This is a genomic window from Brevibacillus brevis (genome assembly GCF_001039275.2).
Classification (GTDB): Bacteria; Bacillota; Bacilli; order Brevibacillales; family Brevibacillaceae; genus Brevibacillus; species Brevibacillus brevis_C.
Window position 1 is genome coordinate 550,001 of the sequence record NZ_CP030117.1, and the last position, 23,899, is coordinate 573,899.

Below are 23,899 nucleotides of genomic sequence, written 5' to 3' on the forward strand. Positions count from 1 at the left end.
GCAGTGAAGCCGTACTGGAAAGAGCGGTGGAGCGCTTGGAAGTGAGAATGCCGGTGTAAGTAGCGAAAAGACAAGTGAGAATCTTGTCCACCGAAAGCCTAAGGTTTCCTGGGGAAGGCTCGTCCTCCCAGGGTTAGTCGGGACCTAAGCTGAGGCCGAAAGGCGTAGGCGATGGACAACAGGTTGATATTCCTGTACCACCTCTGTTCCGCTTGAGCAATGGCGTGACGCAGGAGGATAGGGTGAGCGGCCTACTGGATGGCCGTCCAAGCAGTAAGTGTGGTGTGTAGGCAAATCCGCACACCGTTAAGCATGAGCTGTGATGGCGAGGGAAATTTAAGTACCGAAGTCCCTGATTTCACACTGCCAAGAAAAGCGTCTAGCGAGGAACAAGGTGCCCGTACCGCAAACCGACACAGGTAGGCGAGGAGAGAATCCTAAGGTGCGCGGGATAACTCTTGCTAAGGAACTCGGCAAAATGGCCCCGTAACTTCGGGAGAAGGGGCGCCTCGGTAGGGTTAATAGCCCGAGGGGGCCGCAGTGAAAAGGCCCAAGCGACTGTTTAGCAAAAACACAGGTCTCTGCGAAGCCGCAAGGCGAAGTATAGGGGCTGACGCCTGCCCGGTGCTGGAAGGTTAAGGGGATGAGTTAGCGCAAGCGAAGCTTTGAACCGAAGCCCCAGTAAACGGCGGCCGTAACTATAACGGTCCTAAGGTAGCGAAATTCCTTGTCGGGTAAGTTCCGACCCGCACGAAAGGCGTAACGACTTGGGCGCTGTCTCGGCAAGAGACCCGGTGAAATCATAATACCTGTGAAGATGCAGGTTACCCGCGACAAGACGGAAAGACCCCATGGAGCTTTACTGTAGCCTGGTATTGGAACTTTGTGCATCATGTACAGGATAGGTGGGAAGCTGAGAAGCAGGGGCGCCAGCCTCTGTGGAGCTGTCGGTGGGATACCACCCTTGATGTACGGAGTTTCTAACTCGTCGCCCTTATCGGGCGAGAGGACCATGCCAGGTGGGCAGTTTGACTGGGGCGGTCGCCTCCTAAAAGGTAACGGAGGCGCCCAAAGGTTCCCTCAGAATGGTCGGAAATCATTCGTAGAGTGTAAAGGCAGAAGGGAGCTTGACTGCGAGACCTACAAGTCGAGCAGGGACGAAAGTCGGGCTTAGTGATCCGGTGGTTCCGCATGGAAGGGCCATCGCTCAACGGATAAAAGCTACCCTGGGGATAACAGGCTTATCTCCCCCAAGAGTCCACATCGACGGGGAGGTTTGGCACCTCGATGTCGGCTCATCGCATCCTGGGGCTGAAGTAGGTCCCAAGGGTTGGGCTGTTCGCCCATTAAAGCGGTACGCGAGCTGGGTTCAGAACGTCGTGAGACAGTTCGGTCCCTATCTGTCGCGGGCGTAGGAAGTTTGAGGAGAGCTGTCCTTAGTACGAGAGGACCGGGATGGACGCACCGCTGGTGCACCAGTTGTCACGCCAGTGGCACAGCTGGGTAGCTATGTGCGGACGGGATAAGCGCTGAAAGCATCTAAGCGTGAAGCCCCCTCCAAGATGAGACTTCCCACAGCGCAAGCTGGTAAGACCCCTCATAGACGATGAGGTTGATAGGTTCGGTGTGGAAGCGCGGTAACGCGTGGAGCTGACGAATACTAATCGGTCGAGGACTTATCCACACACTCTTAGCAATCATGCGTATTCAGTTTTGAAGGAATAAATCCTTCAAAAACGTTCCTCGGTAGCTCAGTTGGTAGAGCAATCGGCTGTTAACCGATCGGTCGGCGGTTCGAGTCCGTCCCGAGGAGCCATATATACGGAGAGTTACCCAAGAGGCCGAAGGGGACGGTTTGCTAAACCGTTAGTATGCGCAAGCGTAGCGAGGGTTCGAATCCCTCACTCTCCGCCATATGTTTTAATCTCATAGCTTCATGGCGGTGTAGCTCAGCTGGTTAGAGCGTTCGGTTCATACCCGAAAGGTCGGGGGTTCGATTCCCTCCGCCGCTACCATATTAGTTGCGGTCGTGGTGGAATTGGCAGACACACCATCTTGAGGGGGTGGCGGGGCGACCCGTGCGAGTTCGAGTCTCGCCGACCGCACCATACTTCATAATCTTGGCCCGTTGGTGAAGCGGTTTAACACAGCAGCCTTTCACGCTGTCATTCAGGGGTTCGAATCCCCTACGGGTCACCTAGCAAAATGCCCTGCAATCGCAGGGGTTCTGGAGGCTTAGCTCAGCTGGGAGAGCATCTGCCTTACAAGCAGAGGGTCGGCGGTTCGATCCCGTCAGCCTCCACCACTTATATTAATGGACAAGGAAGGTCAGCTAAAAACGCCACGTCCTGTGGCAACACTGACACTCAGTCGTCCTAACTATCGCGGGATGGAGCAGCTCGGTAGCTCGTCGGGCTCATAACCCGAAGGTCGCAGGTTCAAATCCTGCTCCCGCAACCAAATATGGAGCTGTGGTGAAGTTGGAGTTCACGCCGGTCTGTCACACCGGAGGTCGCGGGTTCGAGTCCCGTCAGCTCCGCCATTTTTCTTAAAGAATGGCGAAGATCAATCATAAATGGCTCGGTAGCTCAGTCGGTAGAGCAGAGGACTGAAAATCCTCGTGTCGGCGGTTCGATTCCGTCCCGAGCCACCACTAATTAAATTTAACAGCGCCGGTATAGCTCAATTGGTAGAGCACCTGACTTGTAATCAGGGGGTTGTGGGTTCAAGTCCTATTGCCGGCACCACCATTGGGGTATAGCCAAGCGGTAAGGCAACGGACTTTGACTCCGTCATTCCTAGGTTCAAATCCTAGTACCCCAGCCATTTGCGAGCCATTAGCTCAGTTGGTAGAGCATCTGACTTTTAATCAGAGGGTCGAAGGTTCGAGTCCTTCATGGCTCACCAGTTTTTTGTTCAATAAGCAAAGCTGCGTGATAGTAACAGTAATGCCTTTTCTGTTCTAAGTAAAATGCGGGTGTGGCGGAATGGCAGACGCACCAGATTTAGGTTCTGGCGGGCAACCGTGGGGGTTCAAGTCCCTTCACCCGCACCATACTATGACAGAAAGCTTTGCTCTCAGTACAAACCACATAAGATGTAACATGCGGACGTAGCTCAATTGGTAGAGCGTCGCCTTGCCAAGGCGAAGGTCGAGGGTTCGAGACCCTTCGTCCGCTCCATTTATTTGTGCCCTTAGCTCAGCTGGATAGAGCGTTTGACTACGAATCAAAAGGTCGGGAGTTCGAATCTCTCAGGGCACGCCATATTTCATATGAAACCGAAGAGTAGGAATAGATCCTACTCTTTTTTTTATAATGACTTGTGTATTTTTGCAAATTTTAAGCATTTTTCCCTTGTATCTCCTATTTGCATCCATTACTTTAGAATTACGCTGAAAGCATGGAGGAACAGCTGTTACAAACCTGCGGAAGAATATCATGGAACAGGAGTTGTATCAACATGAACCCTATCAAATTGGAACAAGTAAATCCTGCAATAGCCAGTTTAATCGATAATATAGAAAAAGTATTGATTGGTAAACGCTCTGTAATTGAGCTGATGGTAGCGGCTGTTCTAGCGAATGGTCACGTTTTGCTCGAAGATGTACCAGGCGTTGGGAAGACCATGATGGTACGTGCATTGTCCAAATCAATCAGTGGTGAGTTTAGACGAATTCAATTTACCCCAGATTTGTTGCCAACGGATGTGACAGGGGTTGCTATCTTTAATCAAAAAAGTCTGGAGTTTGAGTTCCGTCAAGGGCCGATTTTTGCAAATGTCATTCTTGCAGACGAAATTAACCGGACTTCGCCAAAAACACAATCCGCACTCTTGGAAGCAATGGAAGAGCGATCGGTAACAATCGATGGTGCTACGTATCGATTGGCAGAGCCGTTTTTTGTGATGGCTACACAAAACCCATTAGAGTATGAAGGGACCTTCCCATTACCTGAAGCTCAATTGGACCGATTTTTCATGCAATTAAGCTTGGGGTATCCAACAGTAGAGGAAGAAATGCGGATGTTGTCCAGATTCTCTACGGCGAATCCATTGGAAGAGCTTCAGCCGGTTATAACCACAGCGGAGCTTGCGGAACTGCAACGCCAGGTATCGACGATCAAGGTATCGGAAGGAATAAAAGAATACATCGTGCGTCTGTGTCATCGTACGCGTGAGCATCATCATATTTATCTAGGCGTGAGCCCGCGCGGTTCCCTTGCTCTTTTCCGGGCTGTTCAGGCGTTGGCATTCGTTCGTGGACGTGACTATGTCATTCCAGATGACGTGAAGGAACTAGTTCCAGTAGTGTTTGCACACCGTATGATTGTGAAACCAGAAGCAAGACTGGAAGGAGCAACCGTAGATCGGGTGTTGGCTATGATCTTGTCTGAGACCCGTGTCCCGGTGAGCTAAGGCGGTGATTGCAGATGAGAAAGCAAAGGTGGGGTAGGCTCAAGGCGATCGCATTAGTCCTGATCACTTATGTATTCGCAAAATTTCAAGGCGGCTTCTCAAGCTGGTTTCTTTTCTATAGTAGTTTGGTGTTTCTCCTGTATGAAATTGTCGCTTATGTACTCATGTTCACGAAGCTAGAGGTCGAGCGTGAACTAGATCGCAATCGTCTACAGGATGGGGAAGATGTCATTGTAACGATACGTCTGCGCCGAAGAATTTGGTTTCCGCTTGGATGGAATATGATTATGGAGCCATTGCCGGCGAGACTGGCTGGCGTGTATGAGCCGCATCGACAACTGATATTCCCGTGGTTCAAAAGGGAAGTCGAGTTTCGATATGTTATACCCAATGTACCACGGGGATACTATCGTCTCGATGAATGTGTAGTGAGCGGTGGGGATTTTTTCGGATTTTTTGAGCGCCGCAAAGTTTATTCGATTTCTCAGGAGTTTCTCGTTTATCCAAAATACAAAGAATTGACCCATTGGGCCCTGGGGGATGGGAGCTTTAGTGGGACTGTGCATGTTTCCCATCGACGGTCTGATGACGTAGCAGCAGTACGCGGCGTAAGAGATTATCATCGGGGCGATCGCTTGAGCCAAATTCATTGGCGAGCTTCTGCACGGGGGACGGGTCTAAAGACGAAGGAGTTTGAGCATCAGGCGATGAATCAGGCGGTCTTTTTCCTTGATGTAGAGAAGGCGAGCTACCAAGGGAAGCCTGTGCACTTGTTCGAAACAGCAGTGAAGCTAGCCGCGAGTCTGATCGCCTACGCCAATCGGAATCAATACCATTATGGGCTCGTGTACAAGCAAGCAGAACGCATATCGATACCACCAGGTCTGTCCCATGCCCATTTCCTCAGAGTTTTTGATCAATTAGCTCGTGTCGCGCCAGAAGGACAAGAGTTATTTGCAAGAATTGTGGGAAGAGAAGCATTGGAGCAGCCTCAAGGTGTTACTTTGATTATTATTACACCGCATGTAGAAAAAACGTTGATCAGTCGTTTGGTCACACTCGCCCAAAAAGGCAGACGCGTGCAGTTGTTTCTCATGCAGAGCGAGTTAACGATTTCGCAGGAACAAAAGCAAGCGTTGCAGCTGCTTGGCGCAAACAAAGTAACATGTACGTCTATTCACATGGATGATCAAGAGTGGAAACGGATAGGAGGTGCATAGACTCATGAGCGTTTGGAAGCGTCCAACGATTTGGGAATGGGTCTTGGCCCTTCTTCTGTTCCTGATGTTAAGAGAGTGGCTTATTCCTCTACAGACATTAACCGATACGGGCGTTCTGTGGCCATTTTATGCGATTGTGGCTGGCGTCATTATTATTGACCTGTTGATCCCTTATCGGTGGCTAACCTTGCCGATCAAGGCTATAGGGCTAATGGTGCTTTTGCATGCTACTTTATTTGACAAACCGTTTTTTGACACGGAATGGATTGGTGCATTGTACAGGCAGATGATTCACGATCTTCCGTTAGCGTTTCAACAGGATTGGGCCAGCATGTCGATCTTGTCGCGGAATACCATGTTTGATCTCGTTTTGGTGTTGTTAGCGACGATGTTAACGTATCTGGTGCTGGAACAACGGCAAGGCTTATGGTTTGTCTTTTTGACGGAACTGTATTTGGCGGTGTTGGATACGTTTCTCCCGTATGATGCCAGTGCAGGGGTTGTACGGACGCTGACCATTGGTTTCCTGATGCTGGCCATTAGCCATCTGATGAAGATGACGAACATGGCGACACTGACAGGGAAGAGAAGCCGAATCATGCTCAACTCGCTGCTGGCTTCGGTGATGGTCATTATGGCTTGTATAGGCATCGGTTATGCTGCACCGAAGACAGGACCGTCATGGCCTGATCCGATCGCCTTTTTAACAGGGAAAGGAAACGATACCCCTGTTGGTGTGATGAAAAAAGTAGGATACGACAACAACGATGAACGGTTGGGTGGTCCTTTCCTGCAAGATAACACATTAGTATTTATTGCAAAGACGAACGAACGCAGCTATTGGCGTGGTGACTCGAAGGACGTGTATACGGGAGTTGGCTGGGAAAAAGGCGATAGAGAGTACGAGTCAATCCTGGACCCGCAAACCTATACATGGGAAAATACGCTGTTCCAAGGGCTTGAAACGAAGAAGGTACAAGCGACATTAGAATTTAAGGGTCCGCAGCAATTCCCGACTGTCTTTTATCAAGGTCAGCTGAAAAAGGTGAGCAACTACGCTCCACCAGAGGCAACCGTTGTTTATGACAAAATGAATCAGCAATTGGAAGTACGGGCAGGAAAAATCAACTTGGTTCAGCTGAGTGAGAAAAACGGTCGGCCAGAGTACGGCCCTAATCCGCTTTTGCTCAAACTGAATCAATACAAGGTCGAGACAGAGGTACCGATTGTCAGTGAAAAGGCCGTGACAAATGCGGGGACGAACTATCCGGATGATATCAAAGAGCGCTATTTGCAAGTGCCAGCCTCGGTGCCTCCGCGAGTGAGAGAGCTCGCTGCAACGATTACCAAGGACGCGAAGACTCCTTATGACAAAGTGAGAGCGATCGAGAATTACTTGCGCTCAAGTGGAAAATATAAGTATGAAACGAAAGACGTTCCAGTCGCCGCAGAAGGTCAGGATTTTGTCGATCACTTCTTGTTTGACAGCCTTCGAGGGTACTGTGATCATTTCTCCACCTCGATGGCGGTTATGCTGCGTACTCTGGATATCCCGACACGTTGGGTCAAGGGCTTCGCACCTGGTGAACGAGTGGGAACGGATGCGTTTAACTACGAGACTGTAGAAGTGCGTAACAAGGACGCTCACTCGTGGGTAGAGGTATACTTCCCGGGGGTTGGTTGGGTTCCTTTTGAAGCGACGAGTACATTCATGTCACCTGTTCGTTTTAATTACGATCTGGTCACCTCAAAGCCGGAGATCCCTATCCCGTTGCCAAACATGGAGAATCAAACGGACATCGATCGTGGGAATGGACGTTTCAATGAGTTGGAAGAGGGCGACAGCCCAGCAGGCAGTTGGATTAAAATTCCATGGCAAGTAAACGCGGGCTTGGCAGTAGCCGCTGTCGTGGCAGGAATTATCGCCTGGCGTCGCAGACAAGACATCCAGCTATGGTGGATGCGCAGACAACTGAATCAAGAGCGAAGCAGTGAGTTCCCGGATCGGTACCATCTGCTAATGCGAATGATGGAGCGAGTCTACACGCGCAGACAGCCAGGAGAAACGTTGCGCGAGTACGTGGGCAGGATGACCCTGCCGGCAGACAAGCGACAAGACCTGCGCTATTTGACAGAGCTGTACGAACGTACCGTGTATGGCTACAAACAAATGGAACAAAAGGCAAGAACAATAGCAGAGCAAATACTCGAACGGTTAATCCGTCAATTGAAACCTTGATCAATGCCGTTTCATCTGCTAGAATGACGATCAATGAGACTCGTATAATGATCAGGAATAGGGCCTGAAAGTTTCTACCGCTAGACCGTAAATTTGGCGACTACGAGGAGAGCACATCGGATTTTTGTACATGCAAACCGCACATGTGTACACAAGCTGGGACGTTGCCTCCGTATTGTTTATCGGAGATAGCAGTCCCGGCTTTTTTGCAAATATGCGACAACTTCGCATGGCATGCCGACACTTGCACGTCCTGTATGTTACAGGAGAAGGGGGATATGATGGACAAGTCAATGGAAATGGTCGTCGTACTTGATTTCGGAGGCCAGTACAATCAGTTGATCGCGCGCCGTGTACGCGATCTGGGTGTTTACAGTGAATTGATACCGTTCAATACACCTGTTGAAAAGATTAAAGAGATGAATCCAAAAGGGATTATTTTCTCTGGCGGACCTGCCAGCGTGTACGAAGAGGGAGCACCAACTGTAGACCCTGCAATTTTTGATCTGGGCTTGCCTGTATTGGGTATTTGCTACGGTATGCAGTTGATGAGCCATTTGACGGGCGGAAAAGTAGAACGCGCAGGTAAACGTGAGTACGGAAAAGCTGAATTGCGTATGCAGCAAAAACACAGCTTGTACGACAAGTGGGATGCGAACGAAATCGTGTGGATGAGCCACTCTGACAAAGTAGTGGAGCTCCCAACCGGATTTGTCATTGATGCGGTAAGCGACAGCTGCCCAGTAGCCGCGATCAGCAACCCTGAGCGTCAGTTGTATGGCGTACAGTTCCATCCGGAAGTAGTTCATACGGCAAAAGGTACTGAGTTCATCGGAAACTTCCTGTTCAACATTTGTGGATGTGAAGCGACTTGGAGCATGACGACGTTCATCGAGGACGAGCTGGTTCGCATTCGTGAAACAGTCGGCAACAAGCAAGTACTGTGTGCGTTGAGCGGTGGTGTGGATTCTTCCGTAGTAGCAGCACTGATTCACAAAGCGATTGGCGATCAATTGACGTGTATGTTCGTTGACCACGGTCTTCTTCGCCAAGGGGAAGCAGAAGGGGTAATGGAGACATTCTCTGAGAAATTCTCCATGAAAGTGATCAAGATCGATGCTCGCGAGCGTTTCATGAGCAAGCTCAAAGGTGTATCTGACCCAGAGCAAAAGCGCAAAATCATCGGTAACGAGTTCATTTACGTATTCGATGAAGAAGCTGCGAAGCTGACAGATATGGACTTCCTGGCACAAGGTACGCTGTACACCGATATCGTGGAGAGCGGGACAGCAACTGCACAAACGATCAAATCGCACCACAACGTAGGCGGTTTGCCAGAAGACATGAAGTTCACGTTGATTGAACCATTGAAAACATTGTTCAAAGACGAAGTACGCAAACTGGGTACAGAGCTGGGCTTGCCAGATGAGATTGTTTGGCGTCAGCCGTTCCCAGGACCAGGCCTCGGCATTCGTGTTTTGGGTGAAGTGACGGAAGAAAAACTGAAGATCGTTCGTGAATCCGATGCGATCTTGCGTGAGGAAATTGCCAAGGCAGGTCTTGATCGGGAAATCTGGCAGTACTTCACGGCTTTGCCAAACATGACGACCGTTGGTGTAATGGGAGATGTTCGTACGTATTCTTACACAGTAGGGATTCGTGCGGTAACGTCCATTGATGGTATGACTGCTGACTGGGCGCGCATTCCGTGGGATGTATTGGAGAAAATCTCTGTGCGTATCGTGAATGAAGTAGACAATGTAAACCGCATTGTGTATGATGTAACGTCCAAACCACCAGCAACAATTGAGTGGGAATAGGAGCAAAAAATGACTCTCTTTTATTTGCGTGATTGGCGAATAAAAGAGAGTTTTTTTATGCAAAAATTATCTCGTTCCATACATCATAAGAAGCTCTCCATTTTCTTTTGCCAGAGCAATATAAATGACCCCGCCTAGCCATCCCGGAGGAAGAGTTCCTTCGATAATCCAAGCTTCTGCAATAGGGTTGAAGCTGATAGCGAAGGGAGTTTCCTCCAAAAACTGAGAATAGTGCTCCGCTAAATAGGAGAAGATTGCCCTGGCAACTGCATGTTCATCTGTAAGCTCACCAAAAGCAAATTCATCTCCAAACCGATTTTGCTTGCGAAGAGTGTCGCGATCTGCGAAATAGAGTTCAAACCGCCCCAATAAATTCTCATCATATAAATCACGTTCTACCAGGCCATATTCGATGACCTTTTCCTTTTGGTGAACGTTGTGCTTGCTCTTTTTCTTATCGTCGATCCGTATGGTAATTCGATTGACTCGAAGCCGGTCACGTTCTCGTTCCTGCTCCGCTATTATTTGCTCCCAAGCATCCATAAAGCTCATTTTGGATCTCCTCCATCTAATTATGAAGTATAACACAGGCTTTCTTAGAAAATATCCGGATATTAAGCTCTTTCCAAAAATGAACGTTCGTATTTTCGTTGACATTCCCTATGTCACCTGATACACTTCTCAATGTGAGTAGGTAATATAGGAAGGTTCGTATATTCTTGAGAATATGGCTCAAGAGTTTCTACATGGTCGCCGTTAACGACCTGGCTACGAACAAAATGTCATCGGGATCTGATTTTGTTATTATATTTGGAATTATTCCCGGAGTGTTTTGTTTGATGGCCAGGCGCATGATAAGAGCGTCCGGGCCTTTTTTTTGTGAAAAACGTCTCGACGTTTTTCATTTACGGTCGGCAAAAAACAGATAGACTGTTTTTTCAACAAGATTAGTATGGGGGGACTTATAGGTGCGGAAGTATTTCGAGTTTGACAAGCTAGGCACCAATTACCGTCGCGAAATCATCGCGGGTATCACTACTTTTTTGGCAATGGCATATATCTTGGCTGTCAATCCATTCATTCTCAGTGGGGCTGATCTGCCGCCAGATTTGAAAGCAAACTATCCTGAATTTGGGGCTGTCTTTACCGCAACGGCGTTGGCTGCTGCTCTCGGTACACTGTTAATGGGTATTCTCGGACGTTTGCCGATCGGTCAAGCTCCGGGGATGGGATTGAACGCATTTTTCACTTATACCGTCGTTCTGACGATGCAAATTCCTTGGCAACAGGCTTTGGCTGGCGTATTCCTCTCTTGTACGATCTTTTTGATCCTGTCTCTGACAGGGGTTCGTGAAGCGATCATCAAAGCGATTCCACAAAGCTTGAAATACGCAGTTTCGGCAGGGATTGGTCTTTTTATCGCGTTTATCGGTTTGAAAAACGCGGGTATTATCGTAGCAAATGATGCGACCTTCGTAGCACTGGGGCATCTCACCTTCTATCACGAGGGCATGAAGCCGGAAGCAATTTTGGCAGCGAAAAATGCATTGCTTGCTGTGTTTGGTCTGATCGTGACGGTCATTCTGCTTTCTCGCAAAGTCAATGCAGGTATCTTTATCGGAATGTTGATTACGGCGATTACCGGGATGTTTTTCGGACTGGTGAATCTGCCTGAGCAAGTCGTTTCTGCACCACCGAGCCTTGCTCCTACATTCGGTGCTGCGTTCCAATATCTCGGTGATCCATCTGCATTGTTCACCGTGAATATGCTGATTGTTGTTTTGACGTTTTTGTTTGTAGACTTTTTCGATGCGACGGGTACGCTCTTGGGTGTAGCCAACCAAGCGGGATTGCTTCGCGAAGACGGCAATTTGCCACGTCCAGGAAAAGCACTCGCTTCCGATGCGATTGCAGGTATGGCAGGTGCGGTACTCGGAACTTCTACCACTACGGCTTATGTTGAATCGACAGCAGGGGTAGCGGCAGGCGGACGCTCCGGATTTACCGCAGTTGTCACAGGGATCATGTTCCTTCTGGCGTTGTTCTTCTCACCGATTCTCGCAATTGTGACACCAGCGGTTACAGCACCAGCGCTCATTATCGTCGGTGTTCTGATGGCTTCTCACATTGCAAAAGTGGCTTGGGATGACCTGGATGAAGCGTTCCCTGCATTCCTGACGATTTTGTTGATGCCATTGACTTACAGTATTGCAACAGGGATCGCGACAGGCTTCATCGTTTATCCGGTGATGAAGGTAATGAAAGGCAAGGCTCGCGAAGTACATCCGGCGATGTATGTGCTGTTCTTCGTCTTCCTGGCGTACTTCATCTGGTTGCGCGAATAGGATTTTTTGGGAATCAAGCTCTTCGTCCGCTGGACGGGGAGCTTTTTTTGCGCTATGATAGGAAAAATCTTTTTTCACGGAAGGATGGACCGATTCCCATGACAGGTCTCAACATGTTCCTTCAACAGCATCACCACACGTAGAGCGTTTGTATCTTCGGAAATTTTTCCGCAGGTGCAAGCGCTTCTTGTGCTTCGTGCCTGCGGTGGTGTATTTAGGAAGCCATGCGGGCAGGAAGTTGCCTTGCATGGCTTTTTTGGTTTTCTTTATCTGAAAAAAGAAAGGGTGTTATTCATGGAGAACGAAGTATTAAAAACGGTAAAAGGCACCAAAGATTTCATGCCGCAGGAGCAAATGCAACGAAACTGGATTCGACGGACGCTCGAAGCAGTATTCGAGACATACGGCTGCAAACCGTTGGAGACGCCTATGCTACAGCACTACGAATTGCTGGCATCCAAGTACGGTGGCGGGGATGAAATCTTGAAGGAAGTGTATCGCTTGAGCGATCAAGGAGATAGAGAGCTTGGGCTACGCTACGATTTGACCGTACCGTTGACGAAGGTGGTGGGCATGAATCCTGAGATGCGGATGCCGTTCAAGCGGTATGAGATTGGAAAAGTATTTCGGGACGGTCCAGTAAAAACCGGGCGCTTGCGCGAATTTATTCAATGCGATGTCGATATCGTGGGAACGACGTCGGTGCTGGCTGAAGCAGAATTGCTCAGTATGGGGTTTGAGGCATTCAAGCGGCTGGGGCTCGACGTGTACATTGAGGTCAACAACCGCAAGCTGTTATCTGGGGTGCTTCAGGAGCTGGGAGTTCCCGTAGAGCGGGCTGGGGATGTCATGCTGTCGCTGGATAAGCTCGAGAAAATCGGCGTGGACGGAGTGCGTGATGATTTGCGAGAGCGAAACGTCGAGGAGTCACTCGTTTTGGCGATTACATCTTTCTTGCACGAAGGTGTGATTACCCTGGATCTGTTGGCAGAGCGTTTTTCATCCCCGCTTGTTCAGGAAGGGATTCGGGAGCTGCGCGATATGCTTGCCTATATAAAAGGAGCGGGTGTGGGTGGGGAGCTTCGTTTCTCGCCATTTTTAGCAAGAGGCTTAGGGATCTATACAGGGATTGTGTATGAGATCTTTTTGCAGGATGGAAGTATTACGTCCAGTATCGGCAGTGGGGGACGTTACGATCAGATTATCGGTCGGCTTTTGGATGATGGAAGAGAGTATCCCGCTGTAGGGATTTCGTTTGGCTTGGATGTCATTCTTGCAGCGTTGGCAAATCGCAATACGGAGGAGCAGAGAGCTGCCGATGTATTCGTCATTCCCCTCGGGACAGAAGCATCCAGTCTCGGCTTGGCCAATCGATTGCGCGAGAGCGGCATCAGAGTCGAGCTGGAGCTGACTGGTAGACGGCTGAAAAAAGCACTCGATTATGCAAACAAAGAAGGCTTTGCTTTTGCCTTGATCTATGGGGAAAACGAAGTGAACAGTGGGCAGGTCGTCGTCCGAGATATGCGAGAGGGAACGGAACAGCCGGTTCCTTTGGAGTTGGTTGAAAAGTGGCTGTCCGACAAGCTATCAGGGTAAAGCGGAAAGATAGTCTTTTTCTTCCATTTTTTGTACAGTAGAGAAAAGGGGGAGATGGCGTGAAGAAATGGGTCTCAATGGCCGGTTGTAGCTTATTGTTTTTGACGTGGATGTTGCCTGTAAATGCTGAGGAGGGTACTGCGCTTACGCGTAAACCACTCTATCAGGCTGATGTGCGAATTGATCCTATCAAGAAAGAAGTAGCAGGAACCGTAACGATTACCTTTTGGCCAAAAGACCCTACTCGTGCCTATCTCCATCTTTACCCGAACGTATTTACAGAAGAGCATCAAGGCATGCTATGGGAGGAACTTTTAGGCAATGCCCCAATGCCTGGCTCATACACTAATAAAAAGCTCTTGGTCGATGGAGTAGCGGTTGTCGGTAAAAAGACGAACGACCTGAACATCCTCGAAGTGCCTCTAGAAGGACAGACGGGCCCACGAAAGATTGTGTTGGAGTTCGAGATGACTCTTCCGCGAAACGACGGCAGGATGTCGTACGATGACCAATCGATCTGGCTGGGGAACTGGCTTCCGGTTCTTGCGGTGTACGACAAAGAAGGATGGCATCTCGATCCGTACGAGCCTGTCGGTGATCCATTTTACAGTGAGAGCGCAGATTATGAAGTGAGCGTGACGCTGCCAAAAGACTATCAATTGGCGAGCACGGCGCCAGACAGGGCTGCGAAGCAGGTATCTGCTCGTGAGGGAGAAAAGACAATACAGCTCGGTGCAGAAAACGTGAGGGATTTTGCCCTGGTCGTTATGGATGCCTCCTATCAGCGAAGGGAAACGAAAGTGGGAGAAACAGCCGTCCGAACATGGTGGCGGAAAACAGATGATCCGGCAACTGCTGAGCAGATTCATGAAGCAGCAGTGAAGTCTCTCGCCTATTTTCATGATCAATTGGGTGCCTATCCATATCCCGAATACGATGTGGTAAGGACTGGTGGCGCGATTAATGGAATGGAGTACCCAGCATTGGTCTTTCTCGATGGGCGTCATTTCTTTTCCGGGGAAGAAACAGGTATCGTCACGGTTGTCCATGAGACGGCACATCAGTGGTTTTACGGCTTGCTCGGAAATAATCAGGTAAAGGAAGCGTGGCTGGATGAGGGATTCACGGAGTACGTGACACTCTCGTACTTATCTCAGCAAGACCCGCTGTTGGGAGCAGAACGGGTGCGCAGACGGCTGGAGCAGGGCACCTCTGTTCAGTATTACGTGGCAGAGGAACTGCGTCCTTGGCAAGCGCTGTCAGCATTCCCAGATAATCAGAGTTATAGCGATCTCGTCTATTCCCGACCGTCCTCGATGCTGTGGCTATTGCAGGGAGCGTGGGGGGAAGAAAGGGTACATGACGTTTTGAAGCAGTTTGTTGAGAAGTACCGTTATCAGGTTGTGACCGGAAAGGATTGGGAAGCCTTTCTATCTGAGATGGCAGGAGAAGATGCGAGTGCTTTCTTGGATTATTGGTTGAAAGTAGACATGTCCCAGCAGGAACAGGCAGCAGCCTGGCTGGAGCGCCAACGTCTCAAGCATCAGAAGAAGTAATCGAAGGCAGGGGATTACGATGTGGCGGAAGCATTGGGTGGTCATCGTGGCAGTAGGAGTCGTTTTGACTGTATTATTGACCATTCGTCCTTGGACAGGGCAGGCAGGCTTAGATGCTCAGGAGATTGTGCCGATTGGTCAAAGGCAGGCTGCAGTCACTTACAAGGCCGACGTACAAATCGATATGAACAAGCACGTGGTGAAAGGCATGCTGACGGCTCGCTTTGTCCCACAAGATGACCAAGCTTTTTTTCATTTATATCCCAATGCTTTTTCTGCGAATGCTGCTCTCAGTGGAGAGAACTGGGAGGTTGTGCTGGGCAAACAGCGTGAGCCCGGTGGTATCAAGATAAGCGAAGTACGGGTAAACGGAAAAAGTGTCGGCGTACAGTATGCAGGAAAGACCAAAACGCTTTTACAAGTGCCCCTTCCTGCAAGAACATCGTCTGCTGAGACGGTAGTGGAGATGAATTTTCAGCTCGAGGTTCCTTATAACAACGGGCGAATGTCTTACCATGATCATGCGATGTGGCTGGGCAACTGGCTCCCAATCCTGGCGGTAAAGGATGCAGGAGGCTGGCGGCTCGATCCTTATTCCGCGATTGGCGATCCTTTTTACTCGGATGTGGCGAATTATCATTTGCGTGTGCAATTATCAGAGGGGTACCAGCTTGCTACGAGTGGATTGGAGAGCGTGGCTGTCATCACCGAGACGAGACCGCAACGGCTAAAAATCTATGAGGTGGACGCCTGGAACGTTCGGGATTTTGCCCTTGTCGTTATGGACGAAACGTACCAGCCCATATCTGGCAAGGTCGGAGAAACCATCGTACGTACGTGGGTGCAGAAAAGTGATGACCCGCAAAACGTAGAACGAATACATGAGACTGCCAGGGAGTCACTCGATTATTACGGAAAACAGTTCGGGGTGTATCCGTATAAGGAATATGATGTTGTCAAAACAGGCGGCTTCTTTGGCGGGATGGAGTACCCGAGCCTCGTTTTTATTGCCCAGGAGTATTTTGAGCGGAGCGATGGCATGGGGGAAGCGGTCGTAGCGCACGAAACGGCACATCAGTGGTTTTACGGGTTGGTCGGAAACGATGAGGTGCGAGAGGCTTGGCTGGATGAGGGACTGACGGATTATGCGACGATGGTATTTTTACAGCAAAAGTCCCTCGCACGTTCACAAGCGTATATTCAGATGCGCCTAGGCCAAGCACGTGCAGCGGAAGGATATGCGAACCAAGGAGTCACAGCGAAGTCGTCCGTGGAGGCTTTTCCAGACTGGAGGAGCTACAATGACCTCGTCTACGGGCGAGCGGGTGCCATGTGGTGGAACTTGAAAGAAGAATGGGGAGTCGAACGACTGCATCAGGTGTTGCGTCAATATGTACGGGATCATCAATACAAGCAGGCGAATGGGGAGCAAATTACAGCGCTATTGACTGCAACTGCGGGGGCGGATGCCAGTCCCTATTTGGATTATTGGCTTCGGGTTGAGCTAGAGAAAGCCGAAGCGGCAAGCAATTGGGTAGAAAAAGGCAAACACGAATAATTTTTGATCTCTCATTTTTAAATGTTCGGAAACGAGGTTGACAGGCAAACTTTCTCCCTGCTACACTGAATACGTTGAGTGAAAACGAGTTCGAATAGCCCAGGCGATGAGAGCGGCGCGAAAAGCCGTTAGTCGGTTGGGTTTTCTTCTGATGTTACAAAACGTAGGGGGCGAATGGTTCATGCTACAGCCTTTGGTAGGAGTCATTATGGGTAGTACGTCAGACTGGGAAACAATGAAGGAAGCTTGCGCAATCTTGGACGAATTGCAGGTACCGTACGAAAAGAAGGTCGTGTCTGCACACAGAACGCCAGACTTGATGTTTACGTATGCCGAGACCGCGAAAAGCCGCGGTTTGGAAGTCATTATTGCGGGTGCTGGCGGGGCAGCTCATTTGCCAGGAATGGTAGCGGCCAAGACAGAGTTGCCTGTTATTGGTGTCCCGGTGAAATCATCCAACTTGAATGGTCTCGACTCGCTTTTGTCGATTGTGCAAATGCCAGGTGGCGTGCCTGTAGCGACAGTTGCGATCGGAAAAGCTGGAGCCATCAATGCAGGGCTATTGGCTGCGCAAATTTTGGGGATCAAATATCCAGACGTACAAGAGCGGTTCGTGCAAAGACGTGATGATGTATGCAATAAGGTGCTGGAGGCTAGTGAACTCGAATGACAACCAAAGACCGTAAGCAAATCAAACCAGGATCGACCCTAGGATTACTCGGTGGAGGACAGCTTGGACGGATGATTGCTCTTGCGGGACGAGCTATGGGCTACCGTTTTGTCACAATGGACCCGACAGCAGACGCACCATGCGGCCAAACGGCAGATCGGCAAATTGTTGCCAGCTACGATGATGTAGAAGCAGCGATGCAGCTTGCCTCGGTCAGTGATGTCATCTCTTATGAATTTGAAAATGTGGATGCGCAGGTCGCTGAAGTGTTAGAGAGCCGCGCTTACGTACCGCAGGGAAGCCGCCTTTTGCGTATCACCCAAAACCGGATTCGGGAAAAGACCGCCATTCGCGAGATCGGCATCCCTGTTGCTCCGTTTTGTGTCGTGAATAGCCTGGAGGATTTGCAGGACGCCGTGCGTGAACTGGGACTGCCTGCTGTTATGAAGACGGCAACTGGCGGGTATGACGGTAAAGGACAATGGGTATTGAGAAGCGAGGCTGAGCTGGCGGAGGCGTATGAAACGTTGTCCAAAGCAGGTACAGAGCTGATCGTGGAACAATTTGTACCATTCCAAATGGAGCTGTCTGTTATTGCTGCACGCAATCCTGCGGGAGAACTGGCTGTTTTTCCTGTGTCAGAAAATATTCATCAGGAAAACATCCTGCACCTGAGCATCGTACCCGCTCGTATTTCGGCTGAAGTAGCAGCCCGTGCGGAAGAAATTGCTCGCACGATTGTAGAAAAGCTGGATGTGATCGGACTCATTGCCGTTGAGCTGTTTTTGACCGAAGATGGTCAGTTGTATGTGAATGAATTGGCACCTCGACCGCATAACTCTGGGCATTTTACCATGGATGCTTGTGTCACCTCGCAGTTTGAGCAGCATGTTCGGGCGGTTTGTAATCTGCCTTTGGGATCTACAGAGTTGCTCTCGAGCGTTGTGATGGTTAATATTTTGGGAGAGCATCTACAGCCTGTGATCGATCAGATCGACAAGCTGCCGCACACAGCCAAGCTCCATTTGTACGGAAAAGCAGAGAGCAAGGCCAAGCGAAAAATGGGGCATATCAATGTGCTCGCCCCTACTGTAGAAGAAGCGCTCACCCTGATTGATGAGCTGAAAATCTGGACGAATACATCGGAGGTATTATCATGATCGAACGTTACTCCCGACCGGAAATGCGCGCCATTTGGACGGAAGAAAACAAATTCAAAGCGTGGCTGGAAGTAGAAATTCTCGCGTGTGAAGCATGGTCCAAGCTGGGCGTCATTCCTGAGGAAGACGTGAAAAAGCTGTGGGAAAAAGCTACTTTTGACATGAACAGAATCTATGAGATCGAAGAAGAGACACGCCATGATGTGGTGGCGTTTACCCGTGCGGTATCGGAGACCTTGGGCGAAGAAAAGAAGTGGGTGCATTACGGACTAACTTCTACAGATGTGGTGGATACTGCGCTGTCTTACCTGCTGCGTCAGGCGAACGAGATTTTGGAGAAGGATATCGAAGACTTCATCGAGATTTTGGCAGACAAAGCTCGTGAGCACAAGGATACGGTTTGCATGGGCAGAACGCATGGTGTGCATGCGGAGCCTACGACTTTTGGCTTGAAGCTGGCCCTGTGGCATGAAGAAATGAAGCGCAACCTGGCGCGTTTTCAGGCTGCGAAAAAAGAAGTGGCGTACGGGAAAATCTCTGGCGCAGTAGGAACATACGCAAACATCGATCCGTTCGTGGAAGCATACGTGTGCGAGAAGCTGGGACTGTCGGCAGCGCCTATCTCGACCCAAACCTTACAGCGTGATCGCCACGCCGAGTACATGGCAACATTGGCATTGATCGCAACATCTTTGGAGAAATTTGCGACAGAAATTCGTGGTCTGCAAAAGAGTGAAATGCGCGAGGTGGAAGAAGCCTTTGCCAAAGGACAAAAAGGTTCTTCTGCAATGCCGCACAAGCGCAACCCAATCGGCAGCGAAAACATTTGCGGTCTGGCTCGTGTTATTCGCGGTCACATGCTCACTTCTTATGAAAATGTTTCCCTCTGGCATGAGCGGGATATTTCGCACTCCTCTGCGGAGCGCGTGATTTTGCCAGATGCGACGCAAGCGTTGAACTATATGCTGCGCCGTTTCATGAACATCGTGAAAAACTTGACGGTATTCCCTGAGAACATGAAGCGCAATATGGACCGTACCTTTGGATTGATCTACTCGCAGCAAGTGATGCTCAAGCTGATCGAAAAAGGCATGAGCCGCGAGCAAGCCTATGATACAGTACAGCCTCGTGCGATGCAGGCTTGGGAAGAGCAACGTTCCTTCCGTGCGATCGTCGAGGAGGATGCAACGGTCAGCTCTACACTGTCCAAGGAAGAGCTGGATGAGTGCTTTGATTACCGTTACCACCTGAAGCATGTGGATACGATTTTCCAACGTCTCGGATTGATTTAAATGCAAGTGCCCTCGAATTATTTCGGGGGCGTTTCTTTTTATATAGTAGCCTCGGTGGGGGAGAAGCGCAGCTTTTTGTAAAAAGCTTGACAGTGAATTCAAGACTACCTTCAATTGTCAATGAGCGGTCAAGCGGCTACTATTATTGGAAACTCATACCGATAGAAGGAGGACTAATATGAATCCACTACTGCTCTCTTTTCCGGAACATTTTGAAACTCAGCGATTATTGATTAGAGCACCGCAATGGGGGGATGGTCAATTTGTAAATGAAGCCATACGTGAGAGTGTAAATGAGATGCGCCCCTGGCTTCCGTTTGTAAAAAACCTCCCATCTATTGACGATTCGGAAGCCTACGTGCGTAAGGCCAGGCTCAATTTTCTAGAGCGCACAGACTTAGTGCTACATATATTCGAAAAGAATACAGGGCAGTTTGTGGGCAGTAGTGGGCTCCATCGCTTTGATTGGTATGTACGCAAATTTGAAATTGGATATTGGCTACGCACATCGCGTACTGGTGAGGGTCTAATGACAGAGGCAGTAAAAGGTGTCGTTGCCTTTACCATTTCAGAGTTGGAAGCTAACCGCCTTGAAATTCGCTGTGATACTCGGAATAACGCAAGTATAGCTGTAGCTAAGAAGGCAGGTTTTACGTTGGAGGGTACTTTACGCAATGTGAACCGACATGACTCAGGAGAACTGACTGATACCCATATCTTTTCATTAGCAAAAGGTTATGAATATCATTGATAACTGAGTTAACGGATGTGAAAGTATCAGTCTACTCCCCCCACCAAAAACGGTTTTGAAGACAACTTAAAAAATTCCTTAAGAAATTTTTAAAGATTTCTTTTGAAAGTTGTAACCGAAATGAAACCTCTTCCGTACCTACTTGTGCGAGCTTACAACGAGCCCATAAGTACCTTACAAAAGTGTAAGCTTCCTGAAATATAACTCGATGGTTCCTGCTTCGTTTCGAGCGTACAATGAAATCAATTCATACGGATCACGAAACGGGAGATCGATTATGTCAACAGCAATCATGTATCCAAAATTAAGTCACCAACAAATTTACGAAGATTACTCTGCTAAAATATATCGCTATTTCCGCTACCGGGTAAAAAACGTCTGGGATGTGGAAGACCTGACAACGACTGTGTTTATCAAGGTGTACTCCAAGCTTGAGCAGTACGATGGCCGCCATCCTTTTGGCGCCTGGATTTTCCGAATTGCGCACAATGCTTTGATTGACTATATGCGCAAGAAGCGGGAGAGTCCGGTAGATCAGGACACATTTAGCAATATGGTCGCAACAGATAAGCTGCCGGAGGAGTGCCTTCTGAATCAGGAGACAACCGAGGGCTTGTGGGATAAGGTGCACACGCTGACAAAGGATCAGCGCAATGTGATCGCCCTGCGCTATCTCGGAGATTTGCGAATGAATGAGATCGCGGAAATTTTGGGTAAGACAGAGGCTTCGGTGAAAATCCTGCACTTCCGTGGGATTAAGAAGCTACAGCAATTGATGGAGAATCAAGCATAAAGGGGGGACAACAGTCCTACCCTTTTTTCTATTGAGGAGCTGTAGTGAAGAGAAGAATATTTCCATGCTAGGCTCCGGGCTTCGTCCTGCTGTGGGTCAAGACTGTCCGCTCCGAAGGGATTCGCGGGGAAACGCAAAAGTGGTAGCCGCTTCGTAGCACGGGCACGGTTGCGTTTCTTTTGCCCGCGAATCCCATCTCCGCTCAGTAGGACTCCACAAGTCGCTACGCCTGGAAATATTCTTCTCTGGCGTTACTGATGGCATTCTTCAATCTATTAAGGCATTTAAATCGGATCACACGGAAAGCTCGTAGAGGAAACAGGAGAAATAAGCGAAGATCTTAGGGACACCGACCGAGACGCAATGCAAAAAGCGAAACATGCCCTTAAGCGTCCACCTCTGAAACACATCCTGAAAGGACAACTTTGGACGCGGTTTCACTTTTTGCATGGAGTCGTGCAGAGGGTCCCACAGGGGGTGGCCCTAGAAGCTAAGCGTTTTCTCCTGTTTCCTCTCCTCCACAACAGCAACGTACAAGCCGCTTTTTCAATAGACATCAAAGTAAGAGAAACGCCAAAGGCTTGGCGTAGTCTAGTTTTCTAATGGTATAGTAAAGAATAAAATGGAGGAGACTCAAGACGAGAGGAGTATGAGTGATGTCCACAATTATGATTGTAGAAGACGACCCGAAAATCAACCAGCTGCTGCAAGAACAACTGGAAAAATACGGATTTCAAACAGTCAATGTTGAACATTTCGATAGAGTCATGGAGGTATTTACCCAAGGTCGTCCTGATCTGGTTCTGTTGGATGTGAATCTACCGAAATTTGATGGATTTTATTGGTGCCGGCAAATGCGCCAAGAGTCCAACTGCCCGATCCTGTTCATCTCAGCACGAGAAAGTAAAATGGACCAGGTGATGGCCTTGGAAAATGGGGCTGATGACTATATCACAAAGCCGTTTGACTACGATGTGGTCTTGGCCAAAATCCGCAGTCAGCTACGCCGTGCTTACGGACAATATGCTCCGCAAGAAGGGGAGCGTACAGTTGAGGTAGCGGGGCTCAAGCTGTTTTTGGAGCGAATGGAGCTGTCCATGTACGATACCAAAATCGAGCTGAGCAAAAAGGAAGCGTTACTGCTCGAAGCCTTGATGAATCAACATCCACGTGTCGTCAGCCGTGAGCGATTGCTAGAAAAGCTGTGGGATGAACAGTTTGTCGATGAAAACACGCTGAATGTCTACATCACACGCGTGCGCGGCAAGCTAAAGGACTTGGGCTTAGAGGGAGCTGTCGAGACAGTTCGCGGTTCTGGATATCGCCTACGTGCGACTTGGGAGGAAGGGCAATGAAGCTGTTCCTTCGAGATCAATGGCCATTCGCAGCGTTTTTTCTCGTCCAATTGATCTTATTGATTATGATTTTTGCGATGGATGGGTACTGGAATGAATCATTGATGATCTACGTCATGTTTTTATCTGTTTTTTTCGCGGGGGCTTTTCTCGCCATCCGTTATTTGTCTCACCGCGCAATCTATCAGCGACTGAGCAAGCCGGTAGAGTCATTAGAGGAGCTGACCCAGACATACGGGAATTCACCGTTGTGCCGCGCGATGGATGACATCAGTCAGGAGCAATACCGACTCTACAAAGAACAGCTTCATGCCTACGAAAACAAGCAACGGGACCATACGACGTTTATTCAGCAGTGGGTTCATCAGATGAAGACGCCGATTTCGGTTATTCATCTGTTGCTGCAAAATGAAGACGATCCAACAGCCGAAAGCGTCCGTGAAGAAGTGGACCGGATCAAGCGTGGACTGGAAACCGTTTTGTACATAGCTCGCCTCGACCGTTTTGAACAGGACTTCCTGATTGAGCCCGTAACGCTGCGTTCTTTGGTGCAGAATGTGTTGGCTGAAAACAAGCGGCTGTTTATTCGCAACCAGGTGTATCCTGAGGTAAAAGTGGATGAAAGTTGGCGAGTGGAATCGGACGATAAGTGGCTTGCTTTTGTCCTCAACCAATTGTTGACGAATGCCGTTCGTTATTCAGCAGGGAAAAGCAACAAGGTCACCATTCGTGCGTATGAACGCGGAGCACATGCCATACTGGAAGTGCAGGATTATGGAATCGGGATCCCTAGCGAAGATATTCGTCGCGTGTTCAAGCCGTATTTTACAGGAGAAAACGGGCGCAAATACCCTGAATCCACCGGGATGGGGCTGTACTTGGTGAAAGAAATTTGCGGGCGGCTCCATCATGGGGTGGAAATGGAATCAGAAGTGGGCGAGGGGACAACCGTACGTATTGTCTTGTCTGCCGTCGTCCCAACCTTACAAGAAAGTAAGATAGCTGAAAGTTAATTCGATAGTTGCACTATGCGCACTTTCGTATAGTTGAAGAGGTAGTTCAAAAAGTCGTCTTTTGATCACGAAGTAATTAAGAAAGCTGATTCGACATCGAAAGAGGTGTTCACCT

General features: G+C 49.1%; 16 protein-coding genes, 15 tRNA genes, 1 rRNA gene and 2 riboswitches (1 of these 34 only partly in view). Of the genes, 31 read left to right on the forward strand and 1 reads right to left on the reverse strand.

The genetic code is table 11. The features are described 5' to 3' along the window. The 20 genes from AB432_RS03095 to guaA all read left to right on the forward strand — a co-directional run. Positions 1–1,684: ribosomal RNA gene (locus tag AB432_RS03095) — 23S ribosomal RNA — on the forward strand; it begins 1,245 nt to the left of the window's first position. A gap of 56 nt (positions 1,685–1,740) precedes the next feature. Continuing rightward, positions 1,741–1,816 (forward strand) — tRNA-Asn (locus AB432_RS03100). A 7-nt stretch (positions 1,817–1,823) separates the two neighbouring features. After that, a tRNA-Ser gene (locus AB432_RS03105) sits at positions 1,824–1,914 on the forward strand. A gap of 24 nt (positions 1,915–1,938) precedes the next feature. Then, positions 1,939–2,015, forward strand: a tRNA-Met gene (locus AB432_RS03110). A gap of 8 nt (positions 2,016–2,023) precedes the next feature. Next, positions 2,024–2,108 (forward strand) — tRNA-Leu (locus tag AB432_RS03115). Between the two features lie 14 nt (positions 2,109–2,122). After that, a tRNA-Glu gene (locus AB432_RS03120) sits at positions 2,123–2,196 on the forward strand. 33 nt (positions 2,197–2,229) lie between these two features. Next, positions 2,230–2,305: transfer RNA gene (locus AB432_RS03125), tRNA-Val, on the forward strand. A 78-nt stretch (positions 2,306–2,383) separates the two neighbouring features. Then, positions 2,384–2,460, forward strand: a tRNA-Met gene (locus tag AB432_RS03130). Positions 2,461–2,465: 5 nt separating this feature from the next. Then, positions 2,466–2,542: transfer RNA gene (locus AB432_RS03135), tRNA-Asp, on the forward strand. Between the two features lie 35 nt (positions 2,543–2,577). Then, positions 2,578–2,653, forward strand: a tRNA-Phe gene (locus AB432_RS03140). 18 nt (positions 2,654–2,671) lie between these two features. After that, positions 2,672–2,747 (forward strand) — tRNA-Thr (locus AB432_RS03145). 4 nt (positions 2,748–2,751) lie between these two features. After that, positions 2,752–2,826, forward strand: a tRNA-Gln gene (locus AB432_RS03150). A gap of 5 nt (positions 2,827–2,831) precedes the next feature. Then, a tRNA-Lys gene (locus AB432_RS03155) sits at positions 2,832–2,907 on the forward strand. A gap of 66 nt (positions 2,908–2,973) precedes the next feature. Next, positions 2,974–3,055 (forward strand) — tRNA-Leu (locus AB432_RS03160). A gap of 51 nt (positions 3,056–3,106) precedes the next feature. After that, positions 3,107–3,182 (forward strand) — tRNA-Gly (locus AB432_RS03165). Between the two features lie 7 nt (positions 3,183–3,189). Next, positions 3,190–3,266 (forward strand) — tRNA-Arg (locus AB432_RS03170). A gap of 196 nt (positions 3,267–3,462) precedes the next feature. Then, positions 3,463–4,416: an AAA family ATPase gene (locus AB432_RS03175; protein ID WP_048030955.1), complete on the forward strand. Its 954-nt coding sequence runs from the start codon at positions 3,463–3,465 to the stop codon at positions 4,414–4,416. Positions 4,417–4,430: 14 nt separating this feature from the next. Further along, positions 4,431–5,636: a DUF58 domain-containing protein gene (locus AB432_RS03180; protein WP_048030957.1), complete on the forward strand. Its 1,206-nt coding sequence runs from the start codon at positions 4,431–4,433 to the stop codon at positions 5,634–5,636. Positions 5,637–5,640: 4 nt separating this feature from the next. Beyond that, positions 5,641–7,875: a transglutaminase TgpA family protein gene (locus tag AB432_RS03185; RefSeq protein ID WP_048030959.1), complete on the forward strand. Its 2,235-nt coding sequence runs from the start codon at positions 5,641–5,643 to the stop codon at positions 7,873–7,875. A gap of 20 nt (positions 7,876–7,895) precedes the next feature. Beyond that, a riboswitch (purine riboswitch) is annotated at positions 7,896–7,998 on the forward strand. Positions 7,999–8,156: 158 nt separating this feature from the next. Next, positions 8,157–9,695: a glutamine-hydrolyzing GMP synthase gene (guaA, locus tag AB432_RS03190; protein WP_048035672.1), complete on the forward strand. Its 1,539-nt coding sequence runs from the start codon at positions 8,157–8,159 to the stop codon at positions 9,693–9,695. Between the two features lie 66 nt (positions 9,696–9,761). Here guaA and AB432_RS03195 read toward each other — a convergent pair whose 3' ends face one another. Then, complete coding sequence (locus AB432_RS03195; RefSeq protein WP_048030961.1) at positions 9,762–10,247, reverse strand: NTF2 fold immunity protein; 486 nt, start codon at positions 10,245–10,247, stop codon at positions 9,762–9,764. Between the two features lie 137 nt (positions 10,248–10,384). Beyond that, a riboswitch (purine riboswitch) is annotated at positions 10,385–10,486 on the forward strand. A 177-nt stretch (positions 10,487–10,663) separates the two neighbouring features. Here AB432_RS03195 and AB432_RS03200 point away from each other — a divergent pair. From AB432_RS03200 to AB432_RS03255, 11 genes are all read left to right on the forward strand, one after another. After that, complete coding sequence (locus tag AB432_RS03200; protein ID WP_048030963.1) at positions 10,664–12,040, forward strand: NCS2 family permease; 1,377 nt, start codon at positions 10,664–10,666, stop codon at positions 12,038–12,040. Positions 12,041–12,334: 294 nt separating this feature from the next. Next, the gene (locus AB432_RS03205) at positions 12,335–13,636 is read left to right on the forward strand and encodes a histidine--tRNA ligase (protein WP_048035673.1); all 1,302 of its coding nucleotides are present in this window, start codon (positions 12,335–12,337) and stop codon (positions 13,634–13,636) included. Between the two features lie 59 nt (positions 13,637–13,695). Next, positions 13,696–15,192 carry a M1 family metallopeptidase gene (locus AB432_RS03210; protein ID WP_048030965.1) on the forward strand — a complete coding sequence of 499 codons (1,497 nt, stop codon included), beginning with the start codon at positions 13,696–13,698 and terminating at the stop codon, positions 15,190–15,192. Positions 15,193–15,211: 19 nt separating this feature from the next. Then, entirely contained in the window at positions 15,212–16,750 is a 1,539-nt protein-coding gene (locus AB432_RS03215; RefSeq protein ID WP_048030967.1) for a M1 family metallopeptidase, read from the forward strand. Between the two features lie 181 nt (positions 16,751–16,931). Further along, positions 16,932–17,420, forward strand: coding sequence for a 5-(carboxyamino)imidazole ribonucleotide mutase (gene purE / locus AB432_RS03220; protein ID WP_048030969.1), 489 nt, complete (start codon positions 16,932–16,934; stop codon positions 17,418–17,420). Then, a complete protein-coding gene (gene purK / locus AB432_RS03225; RefSeq protein ID WP_048030971.1) occupies positions 17,417–18,580 on the forward strand; it encodes a 5-(carboxyamino)imidazole ribonucleotide synthase in 1,164 nt (387 codons plus the stop codon). Before purE ends, purK begins: the two co-directional genes overlap by 4 nt. Next, positions 18,577–19,872 carry an adenylosuccinate lyase gene (purB, locus tag AB432_RS03230; protein ID WP_048030972.1) on the forward strand — a complete coding sequence of 432 codons (1,296 nt, stop codon included), beginning with the start codon at positions 18,577–18,579 and terminating at the stop codon, positions 19,870–19,872. The genes purK and purB overlap by 4 nt, the downstream gene beginning before the upstream one ends. A 178-nt stretch (positions 19,873–20,050) precedes the next feature. Continuing rightward, positions 20,051–20,623, forward strand: a complete 573-nt coding sequence (locus tag AB432_RS03235) for a GNAT family N-acetyltransferase (RefSeq protein WP_048030974.1) — start codon at positions 20,051–20,053, stop codon at positions 20,621–20,623. A gap of 277 nt (positions 20,624–20,900) precedes the next feature. Next, on the forward strand, positions 20,901–21,416 hold the full coding sequence (locus AB432_RS03240; protein WP_048030975.1) for a sigma-70 family RNA polymerase sigma factor: 516 nt from the start codon (positions 20,901–20,903) through the stop codon (positions 21,414–21,416). Positions 21,417–22,072: 656 nt separating this feature from the next. Further along, positions 22,073–22,771 carry a response regulator transcription factor gene (locus AB432_RS03250; RefSeq protein ID WP_048030977.1) on the forward strand — a complete coding sequence of 233 codons (699 nt, stop codon included), beginning with the start codon at positions 22,073–22,075 and terminating at the stop codon, positions 22,769–22,771. Then, positions 22,768–23,784: a sensor histidine kinase gene (locus AB432_RS03255; protein WP_048030979.1), complete on the forward strand. Its 1,017-nt coding sequence runs from the start codon at positions 22,768–22,770 to the stop codon at positions 23,782–23,784. The genes AB432_RS03250 and AB432_RS03255 overlap by 4 nt, the downstream gene beginning before the upstream one ends. The last annotated feature ends 115 nt before the right edge of the window (positions 23,785–23,899 follow it).

Coding starts and splice junctions, on each gene's coding strand:
- purK (WP_048030971.1), top strand. CDS start 17,417: ATGACAACCAAAGACCGTAAGCAAATCAAACCAGGATCGACCCTAGGA.
- AB432_RS03215 (WP_048030967.1), top strand. CDS start 15,212: ATGTGGCGGAAGCATTGGGTGGTCATCGTGGCAGTAGGAGTCGTTTTG.
- AB432_RS03180 (WP_048030957.1), top strand. CDS start 4,431: ATGAGAAAGCAAAGGTGGGGTAGGCTCAAGGCGATCGCATTAGTCCTG.
- AB432_RS03235 (WP_048030974.1), top strand. CDS start 20,051: ATGAATCCACTACTGCTCTCTTTTCCGGAACATTTTGAAACTCAGCGA.
- purB (WP_048030972.1), top strand. CDS start 18,577: ATGATCGAACGTTACTCCCGACCGGAAATGCGCGCCATTTGGACGGAA.
- AB432_RS03255 (WP_048030979.1), top strand. CDS start 22,768: ATGAAGCTGTTCCTTCGAGATCAATGGCCATTCGCAGCGTTTTTTCTC.
- purE (WP_048030969.1), top strand. CDS start 16,932: ATGCTACAGCCTTTGGTAGGAGTCATTATGGGTAGTACGTCAGACTGG.
- AB432_RS03175 (WP_048030955.1), top strand. CDS start 3,463: ATGAACCCTATCAAATTGGAACAAGTAAATCCTGCAATAGCCAGTTTA.
- AB432_RS03185 (WP_048030959.1), top strand. CDS start 5,641: ATGAGCGTTTGGAAGCGTCCAACGATTTGGGAATGGGTCTTGGCCCTT.
- guaA (WP_048035672.1), top strand. CDS start 8,157: ATGGACAAGTCAATGGAAATGGTCGTCGTACTTGATTTCGGAGGCCAG.
- AB432_RS03205 (WP_048035673.1), top strand. CDS start 12,335: ATGGAGAACGAAGTATTAAAAACGGTAAAAGGCACCAAAGATTTCATG.
- AB432_RS03195 (WP_048030961.1), bottom strand. CDS start 10,247: ATGAGCTTTATGGATGCTTGGGAGCAAATAATAGCGGAGCAGGAACGA.
- AB432_RS03250 (WP_048030977.1), top strand. CDS start 22,073: ATGTCCACAATTATGATTGTAGAAGACGACCCGAAAATCAACCAGCTG.
- AB432_RS03240 (WP_048030975.1), top strand. CDS start 20,901: ATGTCAACAGCAATCATGTATCCAAAATTAAGTCACCAACAAATTTAC.